The organism is Prevotella aurantiaca, assembly GCF_015262605.1.
GTDB lineage: Bacteria > Bacteroidota > Bacteroidia > Bacteroidales > Bacteroidaceae > Prevotella > Prevotella aurantiaca.
The window spans coordinates 145,824-172,413 of sequence record NZ_JABZSJ010000001.1 but is presented as its reverse complement, the minus strand read 5'-3'; the positions used below and the strand labels follow the sequence as shown (position 1 = coordinate 172,413).

Annotated in this window: 17 protein-coding genes; 12 read left to right on the top strand and 5 right to left on the bottom strand. The window is 41.4% G+C overall.

The annotated features are described in order from the left end of the window. Window positions 1-1,501: 1,501 nt before the first annotated feature. The 7 genes from HXN26_RS00630 (at window position 1,502) to HXN26_RS00600 (ending at window position 8,138) form a co-directional block, all read left to right on the top strand. The gene (locus HXN26_RS00630) at window positions 1,502-2,203 is read left to right on the top strand and encodes a hypothetical protein (RefSeq protein ID WP_273158152.1); all 702 of its coding nucleotides are present in this window, start codon (window positions 1,502-1,504) and stop codon (window positions 2,201-2,203) included. Window positions 2,204-2,725: 522 nt separating this feature from the next. Then, window positions 2,726-3,403 carry a hypothetical protein gene (locus HXN26_RS00625; protein WP_273158151.1) on the top strand — a complete coding sequence of 226 codons (678 nt, stop codon included), beginning with the start codon at window positions 2,726-2,728 and terminating at the stop codon, window positions 3,401-3,403. Window positions 3,404-3,532: 129 nt separating this feature from the next. Next, window positions 3,533-4,192 carry a ParA family protein gene (locus tag HXN26_RS00620; RefSeq protein WP_273158149.1) on the top strand — a complete coding sequence of 220 codons (660 nt, stop codon included), beginning with the start codon at window positions 3,533-3,535 and terminating at the stop codon, window positions 4,190-4,192. Between the two features lie 155 nt (window positions 4,193-4,347). Continuing rightward, window positions 4,348-4,872, top strand: coding sequence for a hypothetical protein (locus tag HXN26_RS00615; RefSeq protein WP_273158147.1), 525 nt, complete (start codon window positions 4,348-4,350; stop codon window positions 4,870-4,872). A 144-nt stretch (window positions 4,873-5,016) separates the two neighbouring features. Continuing rightward, window positions 5,017-5,709, top strand: a complete 693-nt coding sequence (locus tag HXN26_RS00610; protein WP_273158146.1) for a HEAT repeat domain-containing protein — start codon at window positions 5,017-5,019, stop codon at window positions 5,707-5,709. 271 nt (window positions 5,710-5,980) lie between these two features. After that, window positions 5,981-6,145 (top strand): hypothetical protein, encoded by a 165-nt coding sequence (locus HXN26_RS00605; RefSeq protein ID WP_273158144.1) that lies wholly within the window; start codon window positions 5,981-5,983, stop codon window positions 6,143-6,145. A 160-nt stretch (window positions 6,146-6,305) separates the two neighbouring features. Next, complete coding sequence (locus tag HXN26_RS00600; RefSeq protein ID WP_273158143.1) at window positions 6,306-8,138, top strand: hypothetical protein; 1,833 nt, start codon at window positions 6,306-6,308, stop codon at window positions 8,136-8,138. 543 nt (window positions 8,139-8,681) lie between these two features. On the opposite strand, the gene HXN26_RS00595 is transcribed toward HXN26_RS00600, so the two are convergent. Continuing rightward, window positions 8,682-9,935, bottom strand: a complete 1,254-nt coding sequence (locus tag HXN26_RS00595) for a hypothetical protein (protein WP_273158142.1) — start codon at window positions 9,933-9,935, stop codon at window positions 8,682-8,684. 1,373 nt (window positions 9,936-11,308) lie between these two features. Here HXN26_RS00595 and HXN26_RS00590 point away from each other — a divergent pair. The 4 genes from HXN26_RS00590 (at window position 11,309) to HXN26_RS00575 (ending at window position 17,519) form a co-directional block, all read left to right on the top strand. Next, the gene (locus HXN26_RS00590; RefSeq protein ID WP_273158141.1) at window positions 11,309-11,506 is read left to right on the top strand and encodes a hypothetical protein; all 198 of its coding nucleotides are present in this window, start codon (window positions 11,309-11,311) and stop codon (window positions 11,504-11,506) included. Further along, window positions 11,484-13,319: a hypothetical protein gene (locus HXN26_RS00585; RefSeq protein ID WP_273158140.1), complete on the top strand. Its 1,836-nt coding sequence runs from the start codon at window positions 11,484-11,486 to the stop codon at window positions 13,317-13,319. Before HXN26_RS00590 ends, HXN26_RS00585 begins: the two co-directional genes overlap by 23 nt. Before the next feature lie 408 nt (window positions 13,320-13,727). Next, a complete protein-coding gene (locus tag HXN26_RS00580; protein ID WP_273158138.1) occupies window positions 13,728-15,215 on the top strand; it encodes a hypothetical protein in 1,488 nt (495 codons plus the stop codon). An 819-nt stretch (window positions 15,216-16,034) separates the two neighbouring features. Then, entirely contained in the window at window positions 16,035-17,519 is a 1,485-nt protein-coding gene (locus HXN26_RS00575; RefSeq protein WP_273158137.1) for a hypothetical protein, read from the top strand. Window positions 17,520-18,210: 691 nt separating this feature from the next. Here HXN26_RS00575 and HXN26_RS00570 read toward each other — a convergent pair. Together HXN26_RS00570 and HXN26_RS00565 are read right to left on the bottom strand one after the other, a co-directional pair. Next, on the bottom strand, window positions 18,211-20,217 hold the full coding sequence (locus tag HXN26_RS00570; RefSeq protein ID WP_273158136.1) for a hypothetical protein: 2,007 nt from the start codon (window positions 20,215-20,217) through the stop codon (window positions 18,211-18,213). Window positions 20,218-20,233: 16 nt separating this feature from the next. After that, window positions 20,234-20,407 carry a hypothetical protein gene (locus HXN26_RS00565; protein ID WP_273158134.1) on the bottom strand — a complete coding sequence of 58 codons (174 nt, stop codon included), beginning with the start codon at window positions 20,405-20,407 and terminating at the stop codon, window positions 20,234-20,236. A gap of 691 nt (window positions 20,408-21,098) precedes the next feature. On the opposite strand from HXN26_RS00565, the gene HXN26_RS00560 reads away from it, so the two are divergent. After that, entirely contained in the window at window positions 21,099-21,248 is a 150-nt protein-coding gene (locus HXN26_RS00560) for a hypothetical protein (protein ID WP_273158132.1), read from the top strand. Window positions 21,249-21,727: 479 nt separating this feature from the next. Here HXN26_RS00560 and HXN26_RS00555 read toward each other — a convergent pair whose 3' ends face one another. Next, entirely contained in the window at window positions 21,728-23,566 is a 1,839-nt protein-coding gene (locus HXN26_RS00555; RefSeq protein ID WP_273158130.1) for a DUF2436 domain-containing protein, read from the bottom strand. Window positions 23,567-24,619: 1,053 nt separating this feature from the next. Beyond that, entirely contained in the window at window positions 24,620-26,464 is a 1,845-nt protein-coding gene (locus HXN26_RS00550) for a DUF2436 domain-containing protein (protein WP_273158129.1), read from the bottom strand. Between the last annotated feature and the right edge of the window lie 126 nt (window positions 26,465-26,590).

Sequence of the window (26,590 nt, the reverse complement as noted above, 5' to 3'; positions counted from 1 at the left end):
TTCAAAACTTTCCCAGCAGGTTTTCATTTCTCAATATTGGTTTGTTGTAATAACTATTACCGCTTTTCTATTCTTATTTTATAATTGATTGTTTTGACATCTTTCCCATTTCGTTTTCATTTTACAAATGTAGAAGTACTTATTTTTTTATCTTATCAAATCTACTATATGATAAAATTTCGAGATATTTTTCCAATTCTGAAATAACATCTTTAATTTTTCATTCAGAATTATTATACAGCATAATTCAAACTATATGTATATACTTGCAAAATAAAAAAAATGAATAAAATTATATACATTACGAATAATAATACGCAAGAATATAATATAAAAATCTGTGTTTTACACTTTCGCATCTATATATAAGGAAGCAGAACGATTTAATATTTTCCTCTCTCCCCTACCCTTTTTCCATTTCTATGAGATTTTTTTCTGTATTCGTTCAATTATTTTTCGTTTGTTACTTCTGTCCTGCCAAATTATTGTTTTGTAATTGCAATAATGCTGCTGTATACATGCAGTAATATTGCGCACACATTTCACAAAAAGTGCAGGACCTTCTGCACAACCTTTTTGAGTTCATTTTATTTTGCAGAATCATCTTCTTCTTTTTGTCGAAGTTTATTTTTTTGACTTCGATTGACGTTTTGTTTCTTTTCATTTCTCTATTTTATGATTGAAAAATTAACTCTATTTCCATTGTATTTTCTTCTTTCCTAATTATCTATTTTCATCTTTTCGTCTTAAAATTCTCATGCCAATGCTAAATAATCCATATTATATGATTATGAAACACATCTTCTTTTTCAATATAAAGATAAAAGTAAAGTAATATAAATATATAAAAACAAAGAAACAAAAAGATAGAAATAAGGTTTTCGGTAAAAATATATTAATCTCTAATACTTATTCGTTGAAAGATATAAATATATAAAAACAAAAATACAAACCTATAAAGATATAAAGTAAGATTTCTATTTTTGTGTGTTAGTTTATAAAAAAGTATAAACGTTTTGCTATTTAAATGTTTTGTAGTATATTTGTATTTGTATGTGAATTTTGAAGATTATATTTTTATATAAATATATCTTTGAAATCTTATGCAATCGGTTTTCAAGTGCAGCGCGATGCGCGTACAAGCATCAATAGCTTTGTAAAACGTTGAAATATAATATATAAAGTAAATATATAAAAATATAAACGCTTTTATTTGCATACTATTTGCTCACTTATAATAACCAATTACGCGTTCTTTGAATAATTGCTTTAATATATTATTGTTCATTTGTTTAAATATATAAAAATAGATTTAAGTTTTTAATTCTACGCTTATAATTGAATTAAACATATTCCATTAAATACCTTTATATAATATAATGTAATTAAAAAGATATATGAATGCGTAATTAAACAAAAGTTTATATAAGTAGAAACATAAAGAAACGATAATGTATAAAAGTACAAACATAAAAAAGTAAAACTATAAATATATAAAAATATGAAGATAAATATATTCGAAATAACAAAGCGTCGCATCTCTATCTTGGGCTGGTCGGTTGGTATGGGCATTGTTTTTTTATTGATTATGCTATCCGAATCATTGGGAAACAATGTAGATGGCGATTCATACGATATACTTGCAACAAATATAGCTGGTGATTTTAAGACCGAATTATATGGTTTGGTTTCTTTTGCCTTTATCGTTTGTTCGCTATTAACGATGGAACAGCTTCGTCATGCTCTGTATAAATTAAATCGTTTTTGGTTACAATTGGCGCAGATAGTAGTTATGGTGCTGACAGTTTTAGGCTTGCTTGTTGGGTTAGTACCTGCCGAAATGATAGATACCGATGCCGTTCCAGGTGTAGACGGTACGTTTCTGAGATTCCAAGTTGCGCTCCCTTTCTACATTAATATAGTGATTAGCTTAAGTAATTTGTGTTTAGGTATTGGTTTGGCGCGCTGTTTTGGTGGTCGAATTCGCCAATATGGCATTGCTTTAGCAGTGCTACCGGTGCTTTCTTTCCTTTCTGGCGAGCTGTATCTCTACTTATATAATAATGTGGGAGGACTCACGTTGCAAACTTTGAGTACCTATAACACGATGATACTAATTTTCCAAACTGCGATAGGAATTGCACTTTTATTGCTTCGAAATCGCACAATGAAGCCGATAGAGGAGAAGGAAGAGACTTATTAAGAGGTACAAACGTTCTAAAATATGGCTTGAAATGGAATATAATATGCCAAAAATATTTACAGAAAACAAGGTTCATTTATCTGTTTTGAGTCTACAACAAGCGTTACAAAACGTAACTACAATCCTACCAAACCTCTTTGAAAGAATATTCAAAATGATACTAAACGATATTGAAAGCATAAATATAAGTTTGCTGAAATACGTTTAAATGTAGATAAAAAGATAGAAATAAAAGTTTAAATATAAATATATAGAATATTGAAAATAACGACTTTACAGCGTGATTAAATATAAATAGACTTTAAAATGTAAATATATAAAAACGTAAACAAGTGAATACTTCACAACGGTTTACTATATTTCAAGATTTAAACGTAAATATATAAAAACATAATAACGCACCATAAGCAAATCAATTTTGAGCCAGCTGTACATCGAAAGCATTCTATTAAAAATGTAAAAAAATAGTTTTGGCAGTTTGTTTAAGTATAAATAGATTTTTAAAAGTAAATATATAAAAATATGAAACAATCAGTAATCAACCACTTCAACCTCCGCCCTGTCGAGCGACAGCTGCTCACCGTGTTGGAGTTTGTATTTGTTTTTTGCACACTGGGCCTATTTCTTGCCGTGTTCAATCAGAGCGGAGGTAAGCTCACAGAAGGCAGTGTACAAGTTTCCGACACCATTTCTATAGTATGCGAATCACTTCTTTACACGTCAATGGTGGTTTTGCTGGTCATTGCGCGCAATGGTTTGAAAAGGGTAGGAGACATCAAAGGAGTAGCCACACGAGTGAATTTGCTGACAGCAGCCATTATTTTAGGCATCACCTACATCGTTTTCGGTAAGTTGTCGCTATTCTATTACGGCACCGAACAGTTTCCCGTAGTCCTTGATTGGGCAGTAACGATTGTATATCTTCTATTTATGTTGCTCATAACCATTGTATTTACGTGGATTAAGTTGCATAGTGGCAGGGTATTAGGGCGCTATCTCAATCGTGTAAGCGTGGTACTTTGTGTAGCAACAGCACTAATTTTGACATTGATATTTTTAGTATTTGCTGGTCTGCCCGACGGCGTTTTATTCGTTTCAGGCGCCATTACGCTCATCGCCATCTGCTGTATTTTCGTCATGCTCAGCCGTACTTTGAAGTACAAAGGCGATGCAATCGAGCAAAATTTAGAGCAATCTTAAGTTGCGATGGCTATGCAGCGAGAAGAAAGACAAGCGAGAAATAAAGTACTTAAGGACTTTGTTGTAAGGAACAAACGACTTACATAAGAATTCAAAACAAAACAATAAATAACATAAAAGTAAGAAGTAATGAAAAATATTAAGGTAGTATTTGCCAATCAGAAAGGTGGAGTAGGGAAGAGCACACTATGTATGCTGTTTGCCAACTATCTCAGTTGGAAGGGCAAGCCCGTGTGTATTATCGACACCGACTTGCAGAAAACCATTCTAATGCAGCGTCAGAAAGATGTTCAGATATACGAAGGCGAAGAGCCATACGTAGTGCAAAGCTTCGACGTAAGCGAACCAGAGCTAATGCAACAGCTTATGGATTCAGCCTCACAAGTAGAAGGTTACGTTCTATTCGACTCACCAGGTAACGTCAGCGAAGACGGTCTTGTACCACTTTTCACCAATGCCGACTACATCGTTTGCCCCTACGAATACGAAGATAAGACCTTAGATTCAACGGGAGTCTTTGTGCAAGTGGTGAACGCTTTAAAGGAAGTGAACCCCGAAATGCACGCTCAGATATTCTTTGTGCCTAACCGTATCGATCCAAGAATAGGAACATCGGAAGAGCAACGCATGTGGAGCGACACCAACGACATCTTCTCTCAGATAGGCAAAGTAACGCCAATGGTGAACAGTCGTGCCACGTTGAAGCGCATCAACACCTTTGAACTCCTTGCTACACAGCGCGAAGCAGTGAAAGGCGCCTTCGAGTTTATGATACGTCGCATGAAGTAAAACGTCCTTGTTCGTTCGTTTTCGCCCGTTGGTATCAGCCGTAAGTCAGTCAGATAGAACGGCGAGCGGAATCCGAAAAAGGCAAGCGAACGAATAGGGTAGGGCAGCAATAGTCCGCTTAAACAAAACGAAAATAACAACAACACATAATTATTATGGTAAAGAAAAAGACGAGAGTAATCATGCCGGGAGGCATTTCTGGCTTAGTAAACAAGGTTCAAGGCATAGAGAAACCATTGATAAGTGCTCCAGCCGAGCCCGAACCAGCCGAAGAAGTAGCCCCTGCGCCAGCCCCAGTTGCTGAACCCGTGCGCACCGAACCCACGCTGCACACCAAGCCAACAGCTGTTTCTGACGAGAAAGACCGTTCGGCTCCCGCAGCAAAGAAGTTGCCCAAAGCCGAAGGAAAAGAGCTTGCGCGCGAGTACACGTTGGCCCAAGGCGACACAGAAGATAGCTGGCAGATGTTCCTCGACCTTGCTAAAGAGTACAAGTTGCGCGATTCTAAGCTCGCAACCGTGTATATCGATTCAGACTTAAAGAGCGTTCTCGACCGATTGAAGTCGGCAAATAGCATAAAGATGCCATCTACAGCGCTGCTCAGTTCAATCGTTGCTCGCTTCGTTTTCGACCACGAGAAGAACATCAAAGAAGCCATCTACGGCGATAGTTTACTTTAATTGCAGGGCGTTCTAAGGCTTATTGAGGCGTTAGGACGAATTAGAATTCTATACACAAAAGGGCTTTTAGAACGTCTAAAAGCCCTAAACTACCTATATCTCCAACTGAGATAGGAGAGAGTTTAAACAAATATTACTTTGAAAATGAACAGCGATAATGTTTTAACGGCATACCAAAAGGCTTCCGAAACAGATAGTTTTACGATGCACAACGAGTTCTTGAAACTTTTGTTGGAAGATGTTTCGCCCTCTGGAATCGAGCGTCATTACACCTTTTTCAACGACACCGATAATGCAACTCTGAAACGAATATTGGGCAATGGCTTCCTAAAAAGAGGACAAGAAGGACTGCTTTACTTAGCGGAAAAGCTGAAAACAGAAACCGACAAGCTGAAAAGGTCGAACGTTATCCACCTTATCGGCTTGTCGTACAACCGCCAATACCTGCCCATCGTGGCTCCGTTCCTTACCGAAGAGGACGAAGAGGTGCGTTTTAAAGCCATTATTGCATGCGGCTGGCTGGGCGATAACGAAGCCATCGACCTACTTACGGCTCATTATACACTGGAAACCAACACCCAGCTGCGGGCATTTACCGTTTCAGCCCTGCGCCAAATATACTTCAGACACAAGGAAACGAAAGACAAAATCGTGGAATTTGTCAGCCAAAATATTGCCAACGAAACCGCCGACGAGGTAATAGCAGTCATGATTGTAGTGCTTCAAGACCTCACAAACGTTCGCTATGGTCTTCGCGAAAACGGCAGTACGGGCGAAATTTCGGGCGATATTGCAAAAGCAAAGAGCAAGTTGCTCCAGAAAATAAAACTATTGTAAGAGTTCTGTCGTGGTGCTGTGGCAATTAGAGAATGTGCCACCCACCATGACAGAACTATTTTTTAGCCGCCATTCAAAGTCTATTTTAAGCTTTTAAGCTCAAAAGATTGATTTATATCATGATATTAAATAATTGTTGTTAAATATTTTTCAAGAATTCGATAGGCCCATTTTATTATGTTATATTTGCATAACATTAGTAATGAGAATCACGAGTTTCAGGATTTTCCTAAATAATTTTGAATCAAGATAACAAAAATATTTAATGACAATGAAAACTATTTTAAGTGAAAAGAAACAGGCTTATGTAAAGCCCGTAAGTAAGACTTTCTATTTAGAGAACCAGTCTTTGATGGCTGGAAGTGTTAGAGGTAGTGTCGACAACAAAGATGTTGGTAATGATCCCAATGACCCTTGGTACTCTGAACAAGATTAACAGATAACGTTGTTGTTATCAGTTTACGTTAAGGACATTATACCGATAATACACAAAAACACATTGCTCTCTCAATCTTTGAGGGCATCTATTGAAGAAAGAAATTATTTAGATGAAGTTTATAACACTTAATTAATTGAGCTTATTAATGAAAACAATAATGAAAAAGATATTCTTTTTGTCAGCAATATGCTTGGCAACATCAATGTTAACAACGTCTTGTTCTTCTGAACTTACCGATCTTCCAGAACAAGAAAGTGCCCCAGCAGTAGAGACAATACCTATCACTGTAATTGCAGGAACAGGTGAAGACACTACAACAACAAGAGCTCTGTTGTCGGAAGAGGCAGGTAAAACCAGTCCATGGAAGTGGGAAGCAAACGATAAGATACAAGTTATAACGACCAATCCTTCTGGTAGTAAGGTTGTTACCGAGCTTAAATTGAAGCCGTCGTCAGCAGGTAAGGCACGAGGAGAGTTTACTGGTAATATCCCAAAAGATAATGTAACAAGTGGAAATACCTATCGTTTCTATTACGTAGGTAAAGGAACTATCACTGCCACAGAAGCCCAAACAGGTAAAATTGAAATCGACCTTTCAAGCCAAAGTGGCAAGTTAGCAGATTTGAAGAAACACTGTGTACTCTCTGGAATGGGTAAGATTGTCGTTGAAAATTCAAAGGCTGATATTGAAGGAGCTATCACATTGAAGAACTCTTTCGCCATTGCGCATTTCGCAATGAGTACTGCTGACGGAACTGCAATTACCAAAATAGGATTACGCGGTGCAGGTGTTTACGACGCTGCAAGTGTAGATTTGAACACCGGAGAGGCTGTTGGAACTTCTGAAGCAGGTTTAGAAGTAGATCCAGATGCCAATATTTTCTTCCCTAATGGTGCTACAGACTTCTATATAGTGTTTGTGCCAGGAGCTGTTGCACCAGCTTTCGATGCTTATTATGCAGGTTCTTATTCCAGTGTTATAACTACTGTGCCACAAGCGCACAACTATGCTGAAGAAAATTCATTCGTTTATTATAAAGGTAGTAAAGCTGTTTTCTCAGTTAGCGACCATCAGAAAGTAGCCATCACCAATGGCAATATGCAGTATGTAATGCCTGTTAGCACATATACTTCTAAGATGAAGTCAAACACGTTGGAGCCTAATGCCTTTATTAGAAAGACTTTTTTAGAACCTATCAAGCTCAAAGGTAAGCTCACAACACACGCTGGTTATTACAGATTAGCACCTGAACAGTGGAAATTAGCAATGCCTAAAAATGTTTCAGGAGGTGGTAGTTACACTTATGCAACGGTTACTGTAGGTGGTCAAAAATATATTTCTCCCGAGACGTATCGTTATTTTGACACTCCATCATGGGGAACAATCGACAACCCAACGTTGCTTCCATATACCTCTAAGTTAAGTTGGGGTACGGGCGTAGACACGCAGTACGATTTCGGTAATAAGTTGCTTGTGGGTAATAGAAAGACACGTGTGCTAACATCAGACGAATGGGGTTACCTCATACCACAGAATACAAGCAAGTCGAACAATCGTATTTGGATAGATGGTGGGACTAAGGTTTTGAAATGGGCAAGATGTTTTATCGATGAGGACGGAAATGGATCACGAGGTACAAACCCCGCAGAGTTGCGCGGTTACCTTATCTTTCCAGACAACATGACGCTTGAAGATGCTAAAAAAGCCTTTACTAAAGCAAACCCAACGTTCGGAAGTGGTAATGCAAATAATAATCCAACGACATACGAAAAGATTAAAAACAGCGGCGCTGTCTTCATTCCGCTAACGGCTTACAGGTCCCCTGGTAACGCCACACTTGTTCAGTGGGGAAATCATGGTAACTATTTTACCTCATCATACAAAAATAAAGGCATCATACATGCTTTGTTGAAAGACGGTTCTCATAATACTAACGATGGCTCTGCACCAGGCCAAGGCTGTATGAGTAGATTGGTTCAGAACCTTTAAAATTGGAATAGAATAAGGCAGTTATTGCTATTTGATGATACACGGATATATTAAATCCGAATCGATTATAAGGATTTCTCATTGCTATATGGCAGTGAGAAATCTTTTTTTTGTACTATATAGATAAGCAGAAGTGTTGTGTTTCCGTTGTTGTATGCACGTCGAGAGAATGCTTGTCGTTGATTATTACCCGATATCAGAAGGTGTTGCGTTTCGTTTATATCGTATAGTTTCTTTGTAATACCTCTTTTTATCAACTTTAATCAGCGTAGGGTGGAGTAGTGGAGTAAGTTTGTATTCAATGCCGAAATGGCTCTTGTATGTCTCGTAAATGCCTACATCAGAAAATATTTGCGTTTCGTTTTATACGATAGAAGCCCATTATCAATCACATTCAGTGGGTGTTTGCTTGTCCTCACCAACCTTACCAGCCACAAAAAAAATGCTAAAGTCGATTGACTTTAGCATTTTTTGTTTTTATTTCCCCTGCCTTCCAGCAAAGCATAGAAACCATGTTGGTGCGGCAGTAGAAGGTTGGCGGGCTTATCGTTTAATCATAACGATTTTGTTGCCTGCGTTCTGAATGTCATTAATATTTACGCGTTGGTTCAACGAAGCGTTGTTAAAGTTAGCAGCAGGGCTATTGAACTGTGCTTGTGGTTTAGCGTCCTGCTGTTGCGATTGGTCTACAATGTCGCTCACGTTAGCGGTGTAATCCATCTTAACAGTCTTACCTTCAGGTGTTGTCCAGTTACCAACGAAGTGGATAGAACCATTGTTGTTAGTAGCCGTTACAGTACCAGCGCTGAACAAACCAAATTTTTCGTCGCCCTGTCCGTCGAATTCTTTGTAGTAAGAACCCACAGGATAAGTCATCTGACCACGCTTAAACATGGTACCACCCACGAACAATCCCTCTTTATAAACAGCTCCGTTAACAGGCATTACAATGTCGTATGTACCTGTAATGGTGTTGATATCCATTGGAATATTGAACTTTGTGAGCAACACAAGGTTTAGATATTCGCCTGCTCCAACGATAAATCCTTCGCCGTCTACCTCTGCATTAAGGAAAGTAAGGGCATAGTCGCAGTATGTGTCTGTAGCTTTTACATATCTACCGCTCATTTTCTTAGGAACGAAAGTAACGTTATCCGTAATTGGTTGATATTTCGATTCAGGGTCTTTGTTTACGAATTGCAACTTACCATCGTATGTAAAGCGTACCTTTCCGTGTGCTTTCAGTTCGCCTTCCACTACCAATTTGTATGTGCCATCGGCTCTTTTCTGCACGTTAAGGTTGCAAACGTTGAGCGAATCAAGGAATCCGTCTGGCTTACCACTGCTGTTCATCTTGTTCGTTTCGATGTAAACACTCTGCTTGTAGTACACACCCAGTTCGTCGGTGTTATCAATCAGCTTGTAATTACCATCAGGAATAACCGCACTATACGAGTTTTGTGATGGGTGAGAGAGTATTGTTAAGCGAAGAACGTGCTTGTTTATTTCAGTTGGAAGGCCACCAGTTGTAAGGTTGCCGTCGCTTAAATGTATTGTATATGCAGCAAGGTCTTCAGCTACAGAGCCGTAGTAGATGTTGTAAGTGTTGGTTGCAGCCACATCAGCATAGTATGTGTTGCTACCTGGTTTATCGAAAGTTACTTCTTTAACGTCTTTGCATTGGAATTCCTTAATCTCTCCCGAGTTGGTATGAACCTTCATAACCCAATTCTCTTGAGCGAACGATGTCGTTGCGATGCAACATGCAGCGATAGCCGCGAATAAAGTTTTTTTCATAAAGTTATATCTATTTTAAAAAATTATAGCTTAGTTGTGTGTCTACGAAAAAAATGATAACCCGTATCGTTTGTTCTCCTTCAACATCTTGCTAATATAATAATGTGTCCACAAAGAAACTAATTTAACGTGGTATAACCAAATATGGGTAGTTAAAAAACACTAAGCGAAACACACACGCATCAGTTATCCTAACCCCCCGAACCGCACAGTCGAACACACCCTTTTTGCACTTTTACCTGCGCTAAATATGCCCCTCTAAAACCACTCTAAATTCTTTCGTTTTGCAAAAGCGCCTGTTTTGCGTTGCAATATAGGCTCTTTTACCGTGCAAAACAGGCACTTTTACAACGCAAAACAATGGGTATTGCAACGCGTTGATACTTAGCGTGTTACACGAGCGTGATTTTTTCAGAAAATAAGGGTGTTTTTTTCGTGTTTTCAGTCTTCCTTTTTTGTGTTTTCATCAGTCTGAAGTTGCAATTCCAGTCTGCCGTTTTCGTGTTTTCCTCTTCTCGCTTTTTTCTCATCGTCTATCCGATAGCGTGTTTTCATTTTGCTGTTGTCAGCTGTTCGTCTTTCCGTTTTTGTGTTTTCCTCCTTGCGCTTCCGACCTCTTTTCCTCCTCGAACCGAATTGTCCCCTTGCGGCGATGGTGGGGCAGGATAGTCGAAAGCACTAACCTATATAAATAAAAAAGGCCCACAAGCTTCACAGCTTATGGGACCCATAGAACCAAAAATATAATCTGAATTTATACCTATGAAAAACTATTTACATGAAGTATTCAAAATATTTCATTTGATTTTTAAGTCTCTATTTGATTAAATTACCTGTTAATAATTATCATGAAAAATCTGTTTACCTTTAGACTTTACAACCTATCTCGGCCTTTGTCTGATGCAAAGGTACGCAGGATATCTGAAAGTACCTACACAATTACCTTCTTTTTTGCATATTTTTGAGTGCAAACGTTTGCGCTCGTGCGATGCGAAAGCAATTTTAACGCTCTACAAGAAAATAACCTTACAATTGCCGACACATTGTAAATATTCTCACGAATCGCACCCCTTGCGAAACAATCGACAAAAAAATGACTTTCACGAATGCCTCTGCTATTATATTATAAGGTGTATTTGGCGATGGAAACAAAATGTTTTTAAATCAAGAAAGCGGCATCTTTGTGTAATATTTTCAAATTAAATGCGAAAAGTTTGCGTTTCTTTTAAAGAAATATTAACTTTGTATTGACATTTATACGCCACATTGTGAAAAATCGCAAATAAGACTTTCGTCTTACAAACCTACGAGTATTGTGGTAGAACCAAATGCATGACTAATTTACAAATTATAGTTTTAAAGACAAATTTATTATGATGAAAACCGTAAAAACGGTGCAAACGCTGCTCTCTTCGCATAGAGAGGAGTATGTTGCGCCTATGTGTGAACAAATTAAGATCGACGTTGAAGGAATGCTGTTGCGTTACAGTTTAGATGGAGGCGCAGGTATAGCCGAAGACGATGACGACGACAATTGGAACGAAGACGATGAAGATCAGAATCGTGCCTAAACCTAACTTAATAACAAAACAATTCAAAATGAAAGATATGAACAAAATAACAGGACAGCTTTTCTTATCTTTATTCACAGTAGCATGCTTTACAGCATGTTCTTCCGAGATAGTAAACGAAGAGAAGAACACAGTAGATAACGATGATTTAACAGGACTTACTGAGTTTGCTGCAGGCGACGATGCAGCAACATCTGCCGCCATTGCTCAGTCTAAAGGGGCACCTTTCATTATCGACGACGACGTTTTAACACGTACAGGAGCCTCTTATCAGCCTGGCGCATCGGCTTCGGTGAAGGGCGCAAACGTGTTTTATTGGACTGGAACCGATGGCGTTTGGGTGGAAAAAACGGCTGGCAACTACGAAAAAACAAGTAAGACGGTAGTGGGAAACCCTACCAATAAGGCCAGATTTTACCTGAACGGAGCACTCAATGCAGCACAATACAACATTCGATACACGGGTAATAGCACTTCGCCTAACGAGGTTACGTTTGCCAATAAGCAAATTCAAGACGAACCCAACAATGCCAGTCGTTTGGGCGAATACGGCGATTGCGGTATTGCAATAGCCACAAAGGCAGGCGGACGCTATAACTTTACACTCGAACACAAGGCTTCTTACTTGGTGTTGAACCCATATTCAGACCTTAATCTCGACATCAATGTGGGCGTACGTGCCGTATATGTAACAGCCGACCAGGCCCTTAGTGGTAAGTTTTCATTCGACAATAACGGCGTAAACCTAAGCTCACGACCAGCTCCAACAGCCGATAATAGAACGGTAGCGTGGTTCTATCAGAACGAAATGTCCGACCGTTCCGACCTCTCAATGGCTGCTCTAAGTAGCAACGCAACCGTTCAAATCCCATCGCAAGAGAATGTTTCGAAGAACGGAATCATCATTGTGTTGCCTCCAGGAGAGTACACCAACTTTACAATAGAATATGCTTTAATCGACCCAATGACGCAAGGTTATGGCTATTACAAGCAAACTTTCAGCGGAAAAGTAACGCTAAAGCCGGGTCAGAACCGCAAAATAGCGAAGAATTTCTCGTTAGATGTCTACGATATGAACGCCTTTTACATGTGGGACGCAGCCGAAGGACAGTACTATTGGAAGGGAAATGAAGCACAACAACCCAGGTCTAAGGTAGACGCAACAAAGACTTCGGGCTTCGCAAAAAGCGATACCGACCCACGTTGGTACAGCAAACTCGACGGAACAGCAGTGGCAGCAGCCTCTGGCGCAACCGCCAACGTAGCCACACGAAGCGCTTCGACAGCCTTAAACGTGAACGAAGCCCTCTGGTTAGTATATAAAGGAGAACCCATGTGGGACGATGATATGATGTATATCATGAAGGGACACCTTTACAACGGAGGCATTTGGGTGAAGAATCTTAAGACCATTGCAACAGCTTTGGGCAAGTCGGAAGCTGATTTAAAGCAGAGTTTTACAAGCAGAAGCAACGTAACAGCCGACTATCGCTTAGGCACTACCGCCACCGAAGACCTTAAATTGAACAGCGTTAATAAGTCGGGCAGACCCACAAAGACGCAGAAAGCCAACTACATCTTCCTACCAGCGGCAGGCTCTTATGGTAAACCTGAAACCCAACCGCATATGCGTGTGTGGATAAACCCAGGCGAGTTTGGACACTATTGGACTTCAACTGCCTTCAATGAGAGCAGTGCTTACCTCCTTTGGTTCCAAAAAATAACACCTACAAGTTTCTCTATTTCCGTCGAAAAGTTCGAAAAAGAGGACGGCGCACCTATACTAAACATCGCTAAGTTCCGCAAAAACTAAGCGGCAAAGCGATATTTTAAACCAACCACATAGCCCATTGGCAGCAAGAACATGGCACCTTTCGGTGCGTGTTTCAATACTGCCAATGGGCTATTTCCGTTCTATACGAAAAGCAACACAAGTTGAATGAAAATACACAAACTACATGAATATATTTTAATAACACCAGAAAGAAATTATGAAAATTATTGTGTAAATATTAGGAAGTATAATTATTTTTCTTTAAATTTGCAATATTAACCTAATAAGTAAAAGAAAAAAGCAGAATAAAACAACAAACACTAAAAGCGTACAGGCATCGTATAAAGATGTATGATAATGAAAAAATACTTTTATTAACCTAACGCCCGAGCCACCGAAACGGCGTAGCTCCAAGAGAGTTTCAACTGGGTGGGCACACCATAAGGTATGAAAAACTATCTACAGTATGGACGCAGACAGGCCGCCATCGCTACTTTCGCAGCCTTGTTCATCGCATTTTTCGGCCTAACACAACAGACAACAGCACAGACAAAGTACGATTTCGCCATCGCCGGAACGTGGGTTACGTCGGAAAACTGTAACGATCTCACTGCAATTTCGGGTGTGGAAGGAACCGTTAGGTATGATGCGAACACGAAAACACTATTCTTGAAGAATGCAAAAATAGACGGAAAAGGTGCCAATGCCATTTATTCTAAACTCGAAGGACTAACCTTGCGCGTTGCAGGAAAGAACGAAATGCGGTCCGATTACATCTCAACCATACAGTTTATCGAGCCTATGACCATCGAAGGCAGCGGCACTTTAGACGTGGTATGCACCAATGGCGACGCCATTTACGCCAATTGCACTAACCTAACCATAGACGCTTGTACCGTAAACGCACGAGGAACCAACTACGGAATAGTAGGAGAGGACGGACGAAACGACGAAAAACTTACCATTAAATATGCCACAGTAACAGCCGAAGGAGGGAAAGATGCATCGATAGGGTGCTTCAAATACCTTACACTTATGGGCTGTAAAATCACACAACCACAGGGTGTTGAATTCAGCGACGAACTACATGGCGTCGCAAAAGATGGTACACTGGTGAAAGACATGATAACTATCGACCCCACAGTGTTCCAACTTTGGATAGCAGGAAAGATTGTAACGCTCGACAATTGCGCCGACCTCACCGCCATTCCAGGCGTAGAAGGCAAGGTAAACTACGACCCTAAGACCCGCACATTAACGTTAGACAATGCCTCAATCAGCACAAATAAGCACTACGGCATACTCAATTTCATGAACAATCTAACCATAAAACTTACTGGAACAAATACAATTACAGCCCAACTGAATAATGCTATATATAACAACGACGACTGTTTGATCAGCGTTGTTGGCCCTAATGCCCGACTAAACCTGCAGGGTGCCACTGCATCGGAGGACAAAGCAGGTCGTCAGGCATTCCAAAATCATGGCACGGCAAGCATCAGTCAATGCACCATCGAGGCCAGCGCAGGCATCAATGCCCTTAGTTTTGGCGAGTGGAAGTTCGACCGTTGCAATGTACGCGCCAAGGCAGAAGGCGACGAAAAGTATCGTTTCGCAGGCAGTATCGCCTATCTGGCGAAGGTGCCAGAGCTTACGGGTTGTGTACTTGTGGCACAATCGGGAACTCATTGGAAGGAATTTTCTGACGAATACGGTACCAACTATACGCTCGTTGATGCAGCCGAGAAACCTATTACCGACTGGGTTACCATTACAACCGACCCTGCTGGTATTGCCAATCCAGCTGTTTCGACAGCTACAACGGTTAAAAACACATACACCATTGGCGGTGTACGCCTTGCTGGCGAGCCTAATCAGCTGCCCAAAGGTTTGTATATCGTGAACGGAAAGAAGGTGGTAAACCATAAATAAACTCCATGAAGGTGCAGCGATTGCACGTATTCGAGCTTTAGTAATTCATGTTTTTAGGATATTTTTTTTCATTGTTTAGGTTTTATAAAACTATAATCTACAAATAGGGAGCGCATATTTTGCGCTCCTTTCTTGTTTCTTTTCTGTTGCAGAAGCGGCACACTGGCTACCTATTTTAGTTTCTTTTCTTTTGCAGAAGCGGCAAGGTGGCTACAGGTTTTTGTTCTTTTCGTGTTGCGACACCCATCTGCCTCTCTTCCTTTTTTGCCCCTCTCTTATTGTAATAGGTGTAGATACACGTTATAAAATGTATAAATTTACACAATAAAAATTATCGCCACATCGTGCAAAATCAATCCCCACCTATTATAATAAGGTGCAAAATATCATCTAAAAGGTAAAAAAGCATACCGTCATCGCATTGTCCTTTTGTAGCCTTCGATGCCCTAAAATGCAGCGTTTTCGCCCCTTCTTCGTCAGAATTTCACCCCCATTCCACCCCCAAAGTCCGACAAATCGAAAGTAGGAAGCACAAAAAGAGGTAGCAATTCTTACTAAATGTGAACATAATAGCTGTAATAATAAAATATGAAAAATATTGGGAAAATATTAGGAAGTATCATAGTCTTTTATTAAATTTGCCACATAAATAGGGTAAATATAAGAAAAATATACCTTTACTACGGTTATTGCGCGAGGCGCAAGTACATCTGAGACAGTCATAAAATAGAGAATAACGAATAAAATAACCTAACGCCCAAGCCTCCGAAACGGCGTTGCTCCGCAAGAGTTCCAATAGGGTAGGCACACAATTTAGTTATGAAAAACAATCTACTACGTAGCCGCAGATGCGCAGTTGTAGTAATGTTGGCATCTATTATGGTTGCTATGTTCGGTTGTGCACAGCAAGCTAAAGCTCAAACAAAGTATGATTTGACAATTGCAGGTACTCAAGTTACATCGAGCAACTGCAAAGACCTTACCGTAATATCGGGTGTTGAAGGCACTGTGAAGTACGAACCTGAAAACAACATGCTGATATTAAAGAACGCAAAAATTAACGGAGGAAGTGCCGATGCTATCTATTCTAAGATAGACGGATTGAAGATTCACGTGTTAGGAAAGAACCAATTGAGTTCTAATAACACCTCTACTATCCAACTTACAGAGCGTATGATTATGACAGGAAGCGGAACATTGAACGTTGAAAACGCCAATGGCGACGCTATTTTTGCCAATGCTGCCAGCTTGATAGTAGATGCTTGTACCGTCATCGCTAAGGGAGGAAACCACGGAATCGTGGGTAAAGACGGCAAACACGACGAAAGACTCACCATAAAATATGCTACCGTAAGAGCCGAAGGTAAGGAAATGGCTTCGATGGCGAACCTCAAAGGCGTTTCGCTTATTGGCTGTAAGCTACTTCAACCACAGGGTGCTGCATACGATAGCAAGCTCATGGGTATGGCAAAAAATGGCTCGTTGGTGAAAGAAGAAATCGTTATCGACCCTACAATGTACCAGTTATGGGTGGCAGGAAAGAAGGTTACGCTTGATAATTGCAAGAAACTCTCGTCTCTTGAAGGCGTGGAAGGCAACGTACAGTTCGACCCTCAGACCAGAATACTGACGCTTGAGAACGCTACTATTACCACAGATATATACTATGGCATACAGAATTTCATGGACGGCGTAACCATTAAGCTCGTTGGAACCAACAGCATTTCATCGAAATTGAACAACGCTATCTACAACAACGACGCATGTATGCTTACTATTTCAGGCAATGGCGCAACCTTGAACCTACAAGGTTCTGTTGAAGCAAAGGACAAACCAGGTCGCCAAGTGCTACAAAATCACGGCATTGTGAAGGTGGTTCAGTGTACCATCGAGGGCAATGCAGGTGTCAATGGCCTTAGTTATGGAGAGTGGGTGTTCGATCGTTGCAACGTAAAAGTAAAGGCTGGAGGCGACGCTAAGTTCCCATTTGCAGGTAGTATCTCGTATATGGAGAAGATACCAACCTTCTCTGGCTGCTCGGTAGTTACTCCAAAGGGTACTCAATGGAAGGAGTTTAACGACGGATACGGTAAGTTCTATGCACTCGCAAACGCTGGTGGCAAGGTAATAACCGACTTAGTAGAAATTAAATACGACCCAACGGGCATCTCTGCAACTAACGCAGAGAAGGCGAACGGCGTACAAAACATATACACCATTGATGGTATGCGCGTTTCAGGCAAGTTCGAAGACCTGCCAAAAGGTGTGTATATCGTGAATGGAAAGAAGCAAGTGAAAATGTAATTGCTTTGTAAGGGCGCAGCGATTGCGCTTTACTAAGCTTGAATGGCATATATTGTAAGACATTTTTTTTCATTGTTTAGGTTTTCAGACTCTAACTTACGACACGAGGAGTGCAATTGGTTTGTACTCCTCTTTTTGTACCTTTGCCTTGCTTCGCTGACTGAAAGCATCTGCAAAAATAATACAGCCTCCCAACATTCGCACCCGATTGAGCGTACTGGAACGCCAACATAACGGCGTTTCACGATAGGGAGAGCCATGCGAAAAGGTACCTGCAATTTCTTTACAAATATTCTTTCGGTTGCTGTTTTCTAACTATTTGATAATCAATGCCTACACCCTTGTTTTGCAAAAGTGCCTATATTGCGTTGCAAAAGGACCTGTTTTGCGCGGTAAAAGCGGCTGTTTTGCGTTGCAATATAGGCGCTTTTAGAATACAAAACAATCGGTATGGTTTTTCTGTCAAGGTTTTTCATGTGTGTAAGACGACAAAAATGGTGAAACGAGCAGGAGAGTATGGCAGGATAAGTAAGGCATGGGCGAGGATAGTTCGCCTCTATTTTTGAGCATAGAAAAAGTGCAGACCGATGGTTTTTCTACGCATCTTTCTGCACTTTCTTTATGTTTCGAGCGTTTCGCCCAGCCCCGATTAGGTTAGCAGGGCGTTACGCTGGAGGGTAGTTTCAGCCGCTTAGTACTTCCTTTCCAATGGCGTTATGATGTTGTGGAAAGGCTCAAAGTTGGCTGCATCAACAGGTTTCGACTCGTCATCGGTACCCACATAGACAGGGCGGATAGAACTTCCTTGGTCCTTAGAAGGCACTGCGATGTTCATTTTGAAGGCAGCTCCGAAGAAGACACCATGCGGAATAGAGTATGATGTGCTTTGTGCCGTGTAGTATTGTCCGTAGAAACCGCTGTCTTCTGCCGTATGTCGGAACTCAACAAAGGCACTACTAATAGGTCGTCGGCCCGCAATAGGGAGGAATAAACCCTGATTAGCCACCACCAAACCCGTTACATCTTGATACTTCCATAGCTTTCTGCCAGTAGGGAACTTAGGCTTCGGACTCATTCCCGCATACCTCGTATCGCTAAAGTAAGCCCCGTAAATCTTGTTACCCTTATCGGTATAGCAGTACGCAGGAATGATAGTGCTGGCCCTGAACAACGATTCGAAGTTGGCATCAGACGGATATTGGTAATGATAAGTGTGCTTTCCGTCTTCCGTCCAGTACTTAACGATGTCGCCATGCGTAGCCGCATTTCTGTCGGTAATAGGGGTTGGGTTTATCAAAGCATTTCCTCTTCCATTATAATACTTACCTGCCAAGTCGTACGAACTAATGCCTAAGAGGTAGTAAACACCGTTAAACTTCAGCGCATCTTTGATGACTCCCCATTGGAAAAGGTCTAAATCGTTAGCCGTTTGTGCGAATCTTCCTGTATGGTCGTCTACGTACCAGTATTGAGAACCCAAGCCGTTATGCTTAATTTCCTTACCGTTGGCCTTGTGTTCTGGACCAGGATTTTCGCCATAGCTACTAATCCACCATTGCGCAGGGGCTATTCCCCAGTACTCTTTGCCGTTTTTTACGTAGTGAATGAAGTTGCCCGTCGCCCATTTCACGCCGTTTACTTCTACAAATGGCTTCGGTACGATGTTGTTAACAGTAACATTCGTGCGGTAATCGAAGTTTGATTTGAACAACTTAGAAGCCGATTTCGAGAAGGCACCCTGTGGCGTATAAACCGTAACGGTGAAGTTGGTAGACTGGTTTTCGGCCAAGAATGCCAACCATACAAAGCCACCTTGAGCAGCAATGGCAGCCTTATCCTTGATGGTTATGTTGATATAGTGTTCCTTTTCGTCATCTGTTCCAACGAAAGAACCATCTTTCAAGCTCAGCACATCGTACGAACGCAAGCCGTAAACCTTTACACTATCGATGTCGGAGATAAAGGTTCCGTCCGATTTCTTAAACCTTAAGCCCCAGAAAGACACCTTACGTTGCAGCGAAACACTGGCTTTGAGCAAGCGACTTTGGTTGCCGCTCACGGTAATAAGCTCTGGAGAAGTAACTCCCCAGTTGTAATCGAACTTCTTATCGATGGTCTTTAGCAAACCGTCTTGCTTCGTCATGTTCAGCGAAACAGTACTCTTAATGGTATTGTTTTTCGGGGAAACGTGGTACTTTATCGTATTTGCATTAGCACCAATACCCGCAGTTTCTGAATGAATAGTAGGGTCAACTTGTTCCACTGTACGTGGTTCTTCAAGGGCATCGGCAGGGTAGAAGAACGCAAGTTTGTCGGTAGTGTTCATCTTTTGACGGCTGGTTATAACGCCCTTAAAGGTTGCTATCTTTCCATTAGCCGACTTAGCAGTCATTAAACTATAGGAAAGTTCAGTGCTCCTATCGTTATCCGAGAGGTTGTAAACAAAGACTTTATCGCCTACAGCCCAGTTAGAAACGATGTCGTTGTTCTCATCTGGTTCAAGCGTTCGTGTCATATCCTTTGCCGAACTGCTGCCTTCGTCGTTGCCATTATTGTTAGCTGTCAGCTCAATTTCGTAGGTATAGCTTTGTTTTTCAGCGTTTCCGTCGTTCAATTCGTCTTTGTCGCTGCAAGCAAAAAGGCCCAACAACGACAACGCTACACAGGTAGCTTGTAGTGTTTTGTTTCTCTTTTTCATAGTGTTTTGGTTTTTTTTAATTGGTTTCTTCGTTACTGTCGAACTCCCAGACGCCTGGTTTGGCTGCGTTATCCTCGCCTCCGTGCCCTGGATCGCCCTTGCCAATATCAGTAGAATCTGCAAGTAATGCAACTTCTTTCATACACCGATAGGTCTTACAATCGGGGTGAATGTAAAATTTTTTGTTCATTTTTAAAAGTTAAGTTAACGTGAATTGAATAGCATATATCTTTGTTTCGAACTCTGCTTAGGCATAAATAGTAGTTAAAATGGATTTAATTCTGTTTTGAGTCTTGCAGAGTTATGGGACAAAGATAAATAGTTTTTATAATAACTGCAACTTAGATGGCAATATGAACGTATTATTTATAAATTCTCAACAAATGGTAACAGTAATATACAGAAGCCGTTACCATGACTTAACAAAGTGGATATTATTTTGCAAAAGAAGTTGAAAAAAGTGGTCAATATATCGGTTTTGTGGTGTTAAAATGTTCTTTTTTGGAAACAAAAATCTTATTTTTGGCGTTATTTCCTAATGTTTTATAATTGTTACAATATAAATATGTGTATCTAAAAATTATTATATACCTTTGTCTCGATCTTAGAAAAGTGTTAATAAAACAGCCTTTTGTATAGATTAAATAACTTAAAAAGCCTTGCGATAATTATTACAACTAACAACGGAAACTGCTCTATGTGTTTATTAAATACATTCTATACTGCTCAAACATTAGGTGTTCTCGAGTATATGCGAGGCACAATAAATAATTTAAACACCCACAGTTTAATTACATTATTTTCTCCCTAAAGTGTAGTTTGCCAATGTTTAACATTCAAAAACGATACCAAAACACCACGAATACTGCGGCGATAACGACATGGTTTTGGACGAAATGCAAACCTCGCTCGCCTATGTTACAAAGCAAGGACTTAACCCTGCCCCTGCTTATACGCTGCTATTGAAGCGCAAAATGACCCAAAATCTGTGGAGTTTCATTACTCTTCCCGTTGCATTAACGGCTGCATAGTTCAATACTGCTTTCGGAGATTAAGCCAAATTGGCACGCTTAAAGGATCAAGATGCGAGCATTCCAACTCGTATCCACTTCGAATCGGTAAACCTAACGAACGACAATGCCGATGTATAAATTAAGAAAAACCCTTGTCGCATAACTTTATTATTAACTCAATATGGTCTCATCGTAACAATGGTGAGACCTTTTTTGTGCCGCCTCGTTCATACTTTGGTCTTGCAAAAGTATAGGGTAGGGCAGCCGATGGAGTTGCCTCACCCTTTTGTTCCTGCTGTTTTTGTACGATGTTTTTAATCTAAATACAATTCGGTTGTAACGATTATACTAAGTGGATTCGCCGTTCTTTCACCATGTTTTTAATCCATATACAATGATAGGAGCGTAGTTCTCCCACGCTCCTATTATTGTATTTATACATCAAAGTCGGTCCGATAAGTCAGTACAGGGGTGCGAATATGTTCTGCCCAGTGCCTTTATGGCTTCACAACCTTCTTGCCATTCACGATATAAACGCCCTTTGGAAGCTGTTTTAGTTCGGCAGACAGACGCATACCGTTAAGGTTATAAATTGTTGTCGCCGTTGCCTCGTCGGCAGATGGCGTGTCGATGGCATTGGCATTCTTCGCTATTACCACCTTTGTTTTCACCTTTTCGCCGTTCAATACCACGCAATGCTTCGCCTTATCGAACTTCGCTCCAGTGGGTTGCGTTATGCTACAACCTTCCATAAAGAGCGATGCGAAGTCCACAATAGAACCTCTTTCCGTACCTTCAGCAGTTACGTTAGCGTTTCTGATGGTCAGATTTTCGCTCTCACCGTTGTTGCCCGAAATGCCGTAGAGCTTGCTCTTAGCGTTCAAGGTGCAGTCCTCCACAACAAGGTTGGCATTGTTTACGTAGATGGCACAATCTTTCTCGCTTTCCACATTCAGTATTCCGCCGCCATTAATGGTTAGCGAACTCTTCAAACTAATGGCTGCTTTCTGTGCCTTTAGCGTATTGGTGCCGATACATTTCACGGTTAAATTGTCGATGTTAGAGAGGATAGCGTTTTCGCTTTCCGTGTCTATGGTAGCGTTGTTCAGCGTCAGAACCTTTGTCGTTGGGTCGTAATGGGCACTACCTTTCAAGCCTTCAATCTTCGAAAGGTCGTTGCAGTTCATTGCCGTAACCTTTGTTCCAGCCACCTCAAGGTCGTAAGCAGCAATGGTAGAGATACTTACCTGGTCGGCAACAAGTTTTCCGTTAAGCGCTACACCACACAATGTTGGGTCGTAAGTAGCCCCTGCAGGTTTGGTAACAGCACAACCTTCGAGCGTTAATTTCTCTATTCCGCGCACACTTTCGGTGCCCTTTCCCTTAGCCGTAATGTTCGAATTGTTGATAGAAACCGTTGCATCGTTGATGTCGTTGCCGAACGAACCATCGCAATCGATGGTACAATTACTAAGGAATAGGTTTGCTTTAGCCGTAACATTCAGTGCATATTTCTTTCCCGAAAGGTTCAGTTTGTCGCCGCTACCCATTGTGCAGTGCGATTCTTCCACCTTGATAGCCGCGCCACCCGTAGCGTTTATGGTGCTATTTCCGACAATAATAATTGTCAGACCATCAGTTTTCGACCATATACCATCATTCTCTCCAGTTGCGTTGATAGTTGCGTTGTCGAGCGTTAGCACCCTTGTGGCAGGGTCGTAGCTAATGTTTCCGTCGGTATGAGGCAAGTCGTTGCAGTTATCAGAAGTAACCTGTGTGCCACCAATCCATAGTTTATAGGTTGTAATCTCGCCACTTCCAGTAATCGAAAGCTTGGCTGCGTCGTTCTCATCTTCCGTACTTCTATACATTGTAAAGCGGTATGTTTTGCCCGCTTCGAACTTGTAATCGTTGTCCCTTGTGGGCGCATCGCCATCTCCCGCAATCCATATTTTCGAGTTAGCCTGCGGTGCTGTGATGCAGAAATCGTATATACCAGCAGGAATATCCACGTAGTCTTCACCATCAACCACCATGTATTTCGGAGTAGTAGAGGGGTCAGCGTTAGCTGGAATCTTATATTCGAAGCCGTTATAGAGGTCAGCTGGCGGATTAGCGTCCTTCCAAAGCGGTCCGCCACAAGGTATTCTTTCGCCGTAAAGGTTGTGGTCGGCATCGAGCAACAGCTGGTATCCGCTGCCGTCGCCCCATACGTTGTGCGCTTCGAGAATAATTCTTGCTGTGCCTTGAGCGTGAGCTGAAGTTGTTAGAGCGAGCATAGCGATGAACAATGCAACCATAGTTGCGCCCGTGTTCTTAAGTAGATTTGGTTTCATGTTATCAGTTTCTCCCTGTTGAAACTCCCTCTTCGGAGTTACGCCGTGTCGGAGATGTGGGCGTAAAGTAGGTTAATTAAGAAATGCTTTCTATTAAGTTAATGTATGAAACATTCGCAAAAATAGCATATTTACTTTTAAACTCCAAATAATTTGTCTTATTTTTTTATTGTTTTTTCTACGCTTCCACCCTTCGTTCGTTACCTTTCAGTATCCCAATTGTGCGTTTTTGTGGCATTTCGTTGTGCGTTTTTGTGGTGTTTCAATGTGCGTTTTTGTGGCATTTCATTGTGCGTTTTTGCGGTAGAAGCACATTTTTTGCACGATTAGCGAAGTTGAAAAGTAGTGTTTAGATGGTATTTTTTCAGCGTGCAAGGCGGTTTAAGGTGTCCACGTTGCAGGCTGATAACGTGCGGCTTAGGGTTGTTTCGTTCTTTTAAATCATTGCGTTGAACGATAATATCCCTTGCGATGATGAATGCAAATATACTCGATGTTTTACAAAAAAGCATTTCTGCGCATTTTAAATTCCCATTTTTCTTCCCTCATTCACCCAATATTCCATTCGTAAAAAACCGCTTCAGGAACGCCACCCCATCGGAACGATTTTCTGTATAAAGTTGCGTTGTTTTGCGAAAAATATGCTGTGGCAAATCAATACCTGCGGTATGGCTTCGCAAAAGCGGCTGTTTTGCGTTGCAATATAGGCACTTTTACCGAGCAAAACAGGCACTTTTGCAATGCAAAACAAGGGGTATTGCAAAGTGTTGTAGGTCAGATGGTTACACGAAAGATATGCGCAAACATTGTGTTTGCATAATTATTCCAATGTTTGCATACTTCAGCAAGAAAGTTTTAGGGCTGATGCCATACAGAAAAACAAGCAAGGCGACAAAAAGAAAGGAGCGCAATAGCGTTGCGCCCCTTGTGATGTAGATTAAAGTTTGAGCCGGGACATGAAAAAAATTAGAGTATATATAGAAACTATATCCTTGGATATTATTTTTGAAAAGCGTGGCAGGAGTGCGCCAATTTGCACTCCCGCAGCGTTGTTTAAGGCTTCACCACCTTCTTGCCATTGACGATATAGATGCCCTTCGGCAAGTCTTTTGGTTCGGCAGAGAGGCGCACTCCGCTTAGCGTATAAACCCCTTGAGCAGTCGTTGGAACATCAGCCGAAGGACTAACGATGCCATTCGGGTCGTTCGTAATCACCACCTTGCTCTTCACAGGAGTTCCGTTAAGAGCCACACAGTGCTTCACTGGGTCGAAGGCAGCACCAGAAGGTTGAACTAAAATACAGTCGGTGAGCGTGAGAGAAGCCAAGTCTGCGATAGAAGCATACTCGGTTCCGATGGCTGTAACATTTGCATTCTTAATGCTAAGATGTTCGTTAGTGCCGCCATCTCCAGCTATTCCGTACACAGGACTCTCCGCATTCACGGTGCAATTCTCGATGTGCAGGTCGGTTTGATTGGCGTAAATAGCGCAATCTCTCGTACTCTTAGCCTTCAAAGAGCCACCACCTGTGATGGTCAAAGGCTTAGTAATGCTAATTGCAACATATTCTGTAACGAAAGAGTTGTTGCCGATGAGCTTGATGGTGAGGCCATCGATGTGCGATACAATGGCATTGATGGTGCCAGAAATATCGGCATTTTCGAAAGTAAGCACCTTTGTTTCAGGGTTGTAACTTGCCTTTCCGCTCACGTTATCGAGTTTAGAAAGGTCGTCGCAGTTAGCCGAAGTAACCTTTCGGCTGCCCACTTCGAGGTCGTAATACACAATATCCTTCGCCTTGATAATCACCTTATCGTTCACCAATTGTCCGTTGAGCGCAATGCCACCAAGCGTTGCATCGAAGTAAGCACCAGCAGGTTGCGAGATAGAAGCGCCACTAAGGTCGAGCGATTGAATACCGCAAACACTCGCAAGTTTATTGCCTTTCGCTATAACGGTGGCTTGCTTGATACTGATGGCCGCATCGTTGGCATCGTTACCGAAGGTACCTTCGCACGAAATTGTACAGTTGTCGAGCAGCAGCGACGACTTGTTGGCAGCGTGCAAACCAAACTTTTTACCTGTTAAAGTTAGCGCTCCACCCCCCGTAATCGTAACCTTTGCGTTGTCGGTCTTGATAGCTGCGCCATCGGTAGAGGCGAGCATGTTCGTTCCTTCAGCGTGAATGGTGAGGCCGTCCATATTCGTTCTGATGGCTTCATCGGCTCCGTAGATGTTGATATAAGCATCGTAGAGGTTCAAAGTCTTCGTTGAAGGGTCGTAAAACACAGTGCCTTTCGAGTGCGGAAGGTCGTTACAGTTTTCCGAAGTAACCTGAGTTCCGCCCACCCAGAGGTCGTATGTAGTAACCTTACCGCCTTCAGTGATAACAAGTTTCGCCCCATCGTTGTTCACTTCCGTTACGATATGCATCGTGAAACGATAGGTTTTGCCCGCTTCAAAGTTATAATCGTTGCCCCTTGTAGGGCCGTCAGCATCGCCCGCAATCCATATTTTAGTATCCGTTTGAGGCGCAACGATACAGAAATCGTATATACCTGCAGGAATGTCCACATAGTCTTCGCCGTCCATCACCATATATTTCGGCGTGGTAGAAGGGTCGGCCTGTGCAGGAATTTTATACTCGAAGCCATCGTATAGATTAGCAGGCGGATTCTTATCGTCCCATATTGGTCCCTCCGCAGGTATCTTATCGCCATACAAATTGTGGTCGGCATCGAGCAACATTTGGTATCCGCTGCCATCGCTCCACACGTTGTGAGCTTCAAGAATAATCCTCGCTTTGCCTTCAGATTGCGCCATTGCAGGCATCGATAGCATTGTGATGAACATCGCAACAAACGTTGCGTAAGCGTGTTTAAGTAAATTAGGCTTCATGTAAGCAGTGTCTCCCTGTTGAAACTCCCTATTAGGAGCCACGCCGAATCGGAGATTTGGGCGTTTAGTTGGGTAATCAGGACATTTCGTTTTCTATTAAGTTAATGTATGAAACTTTCGCAAAAA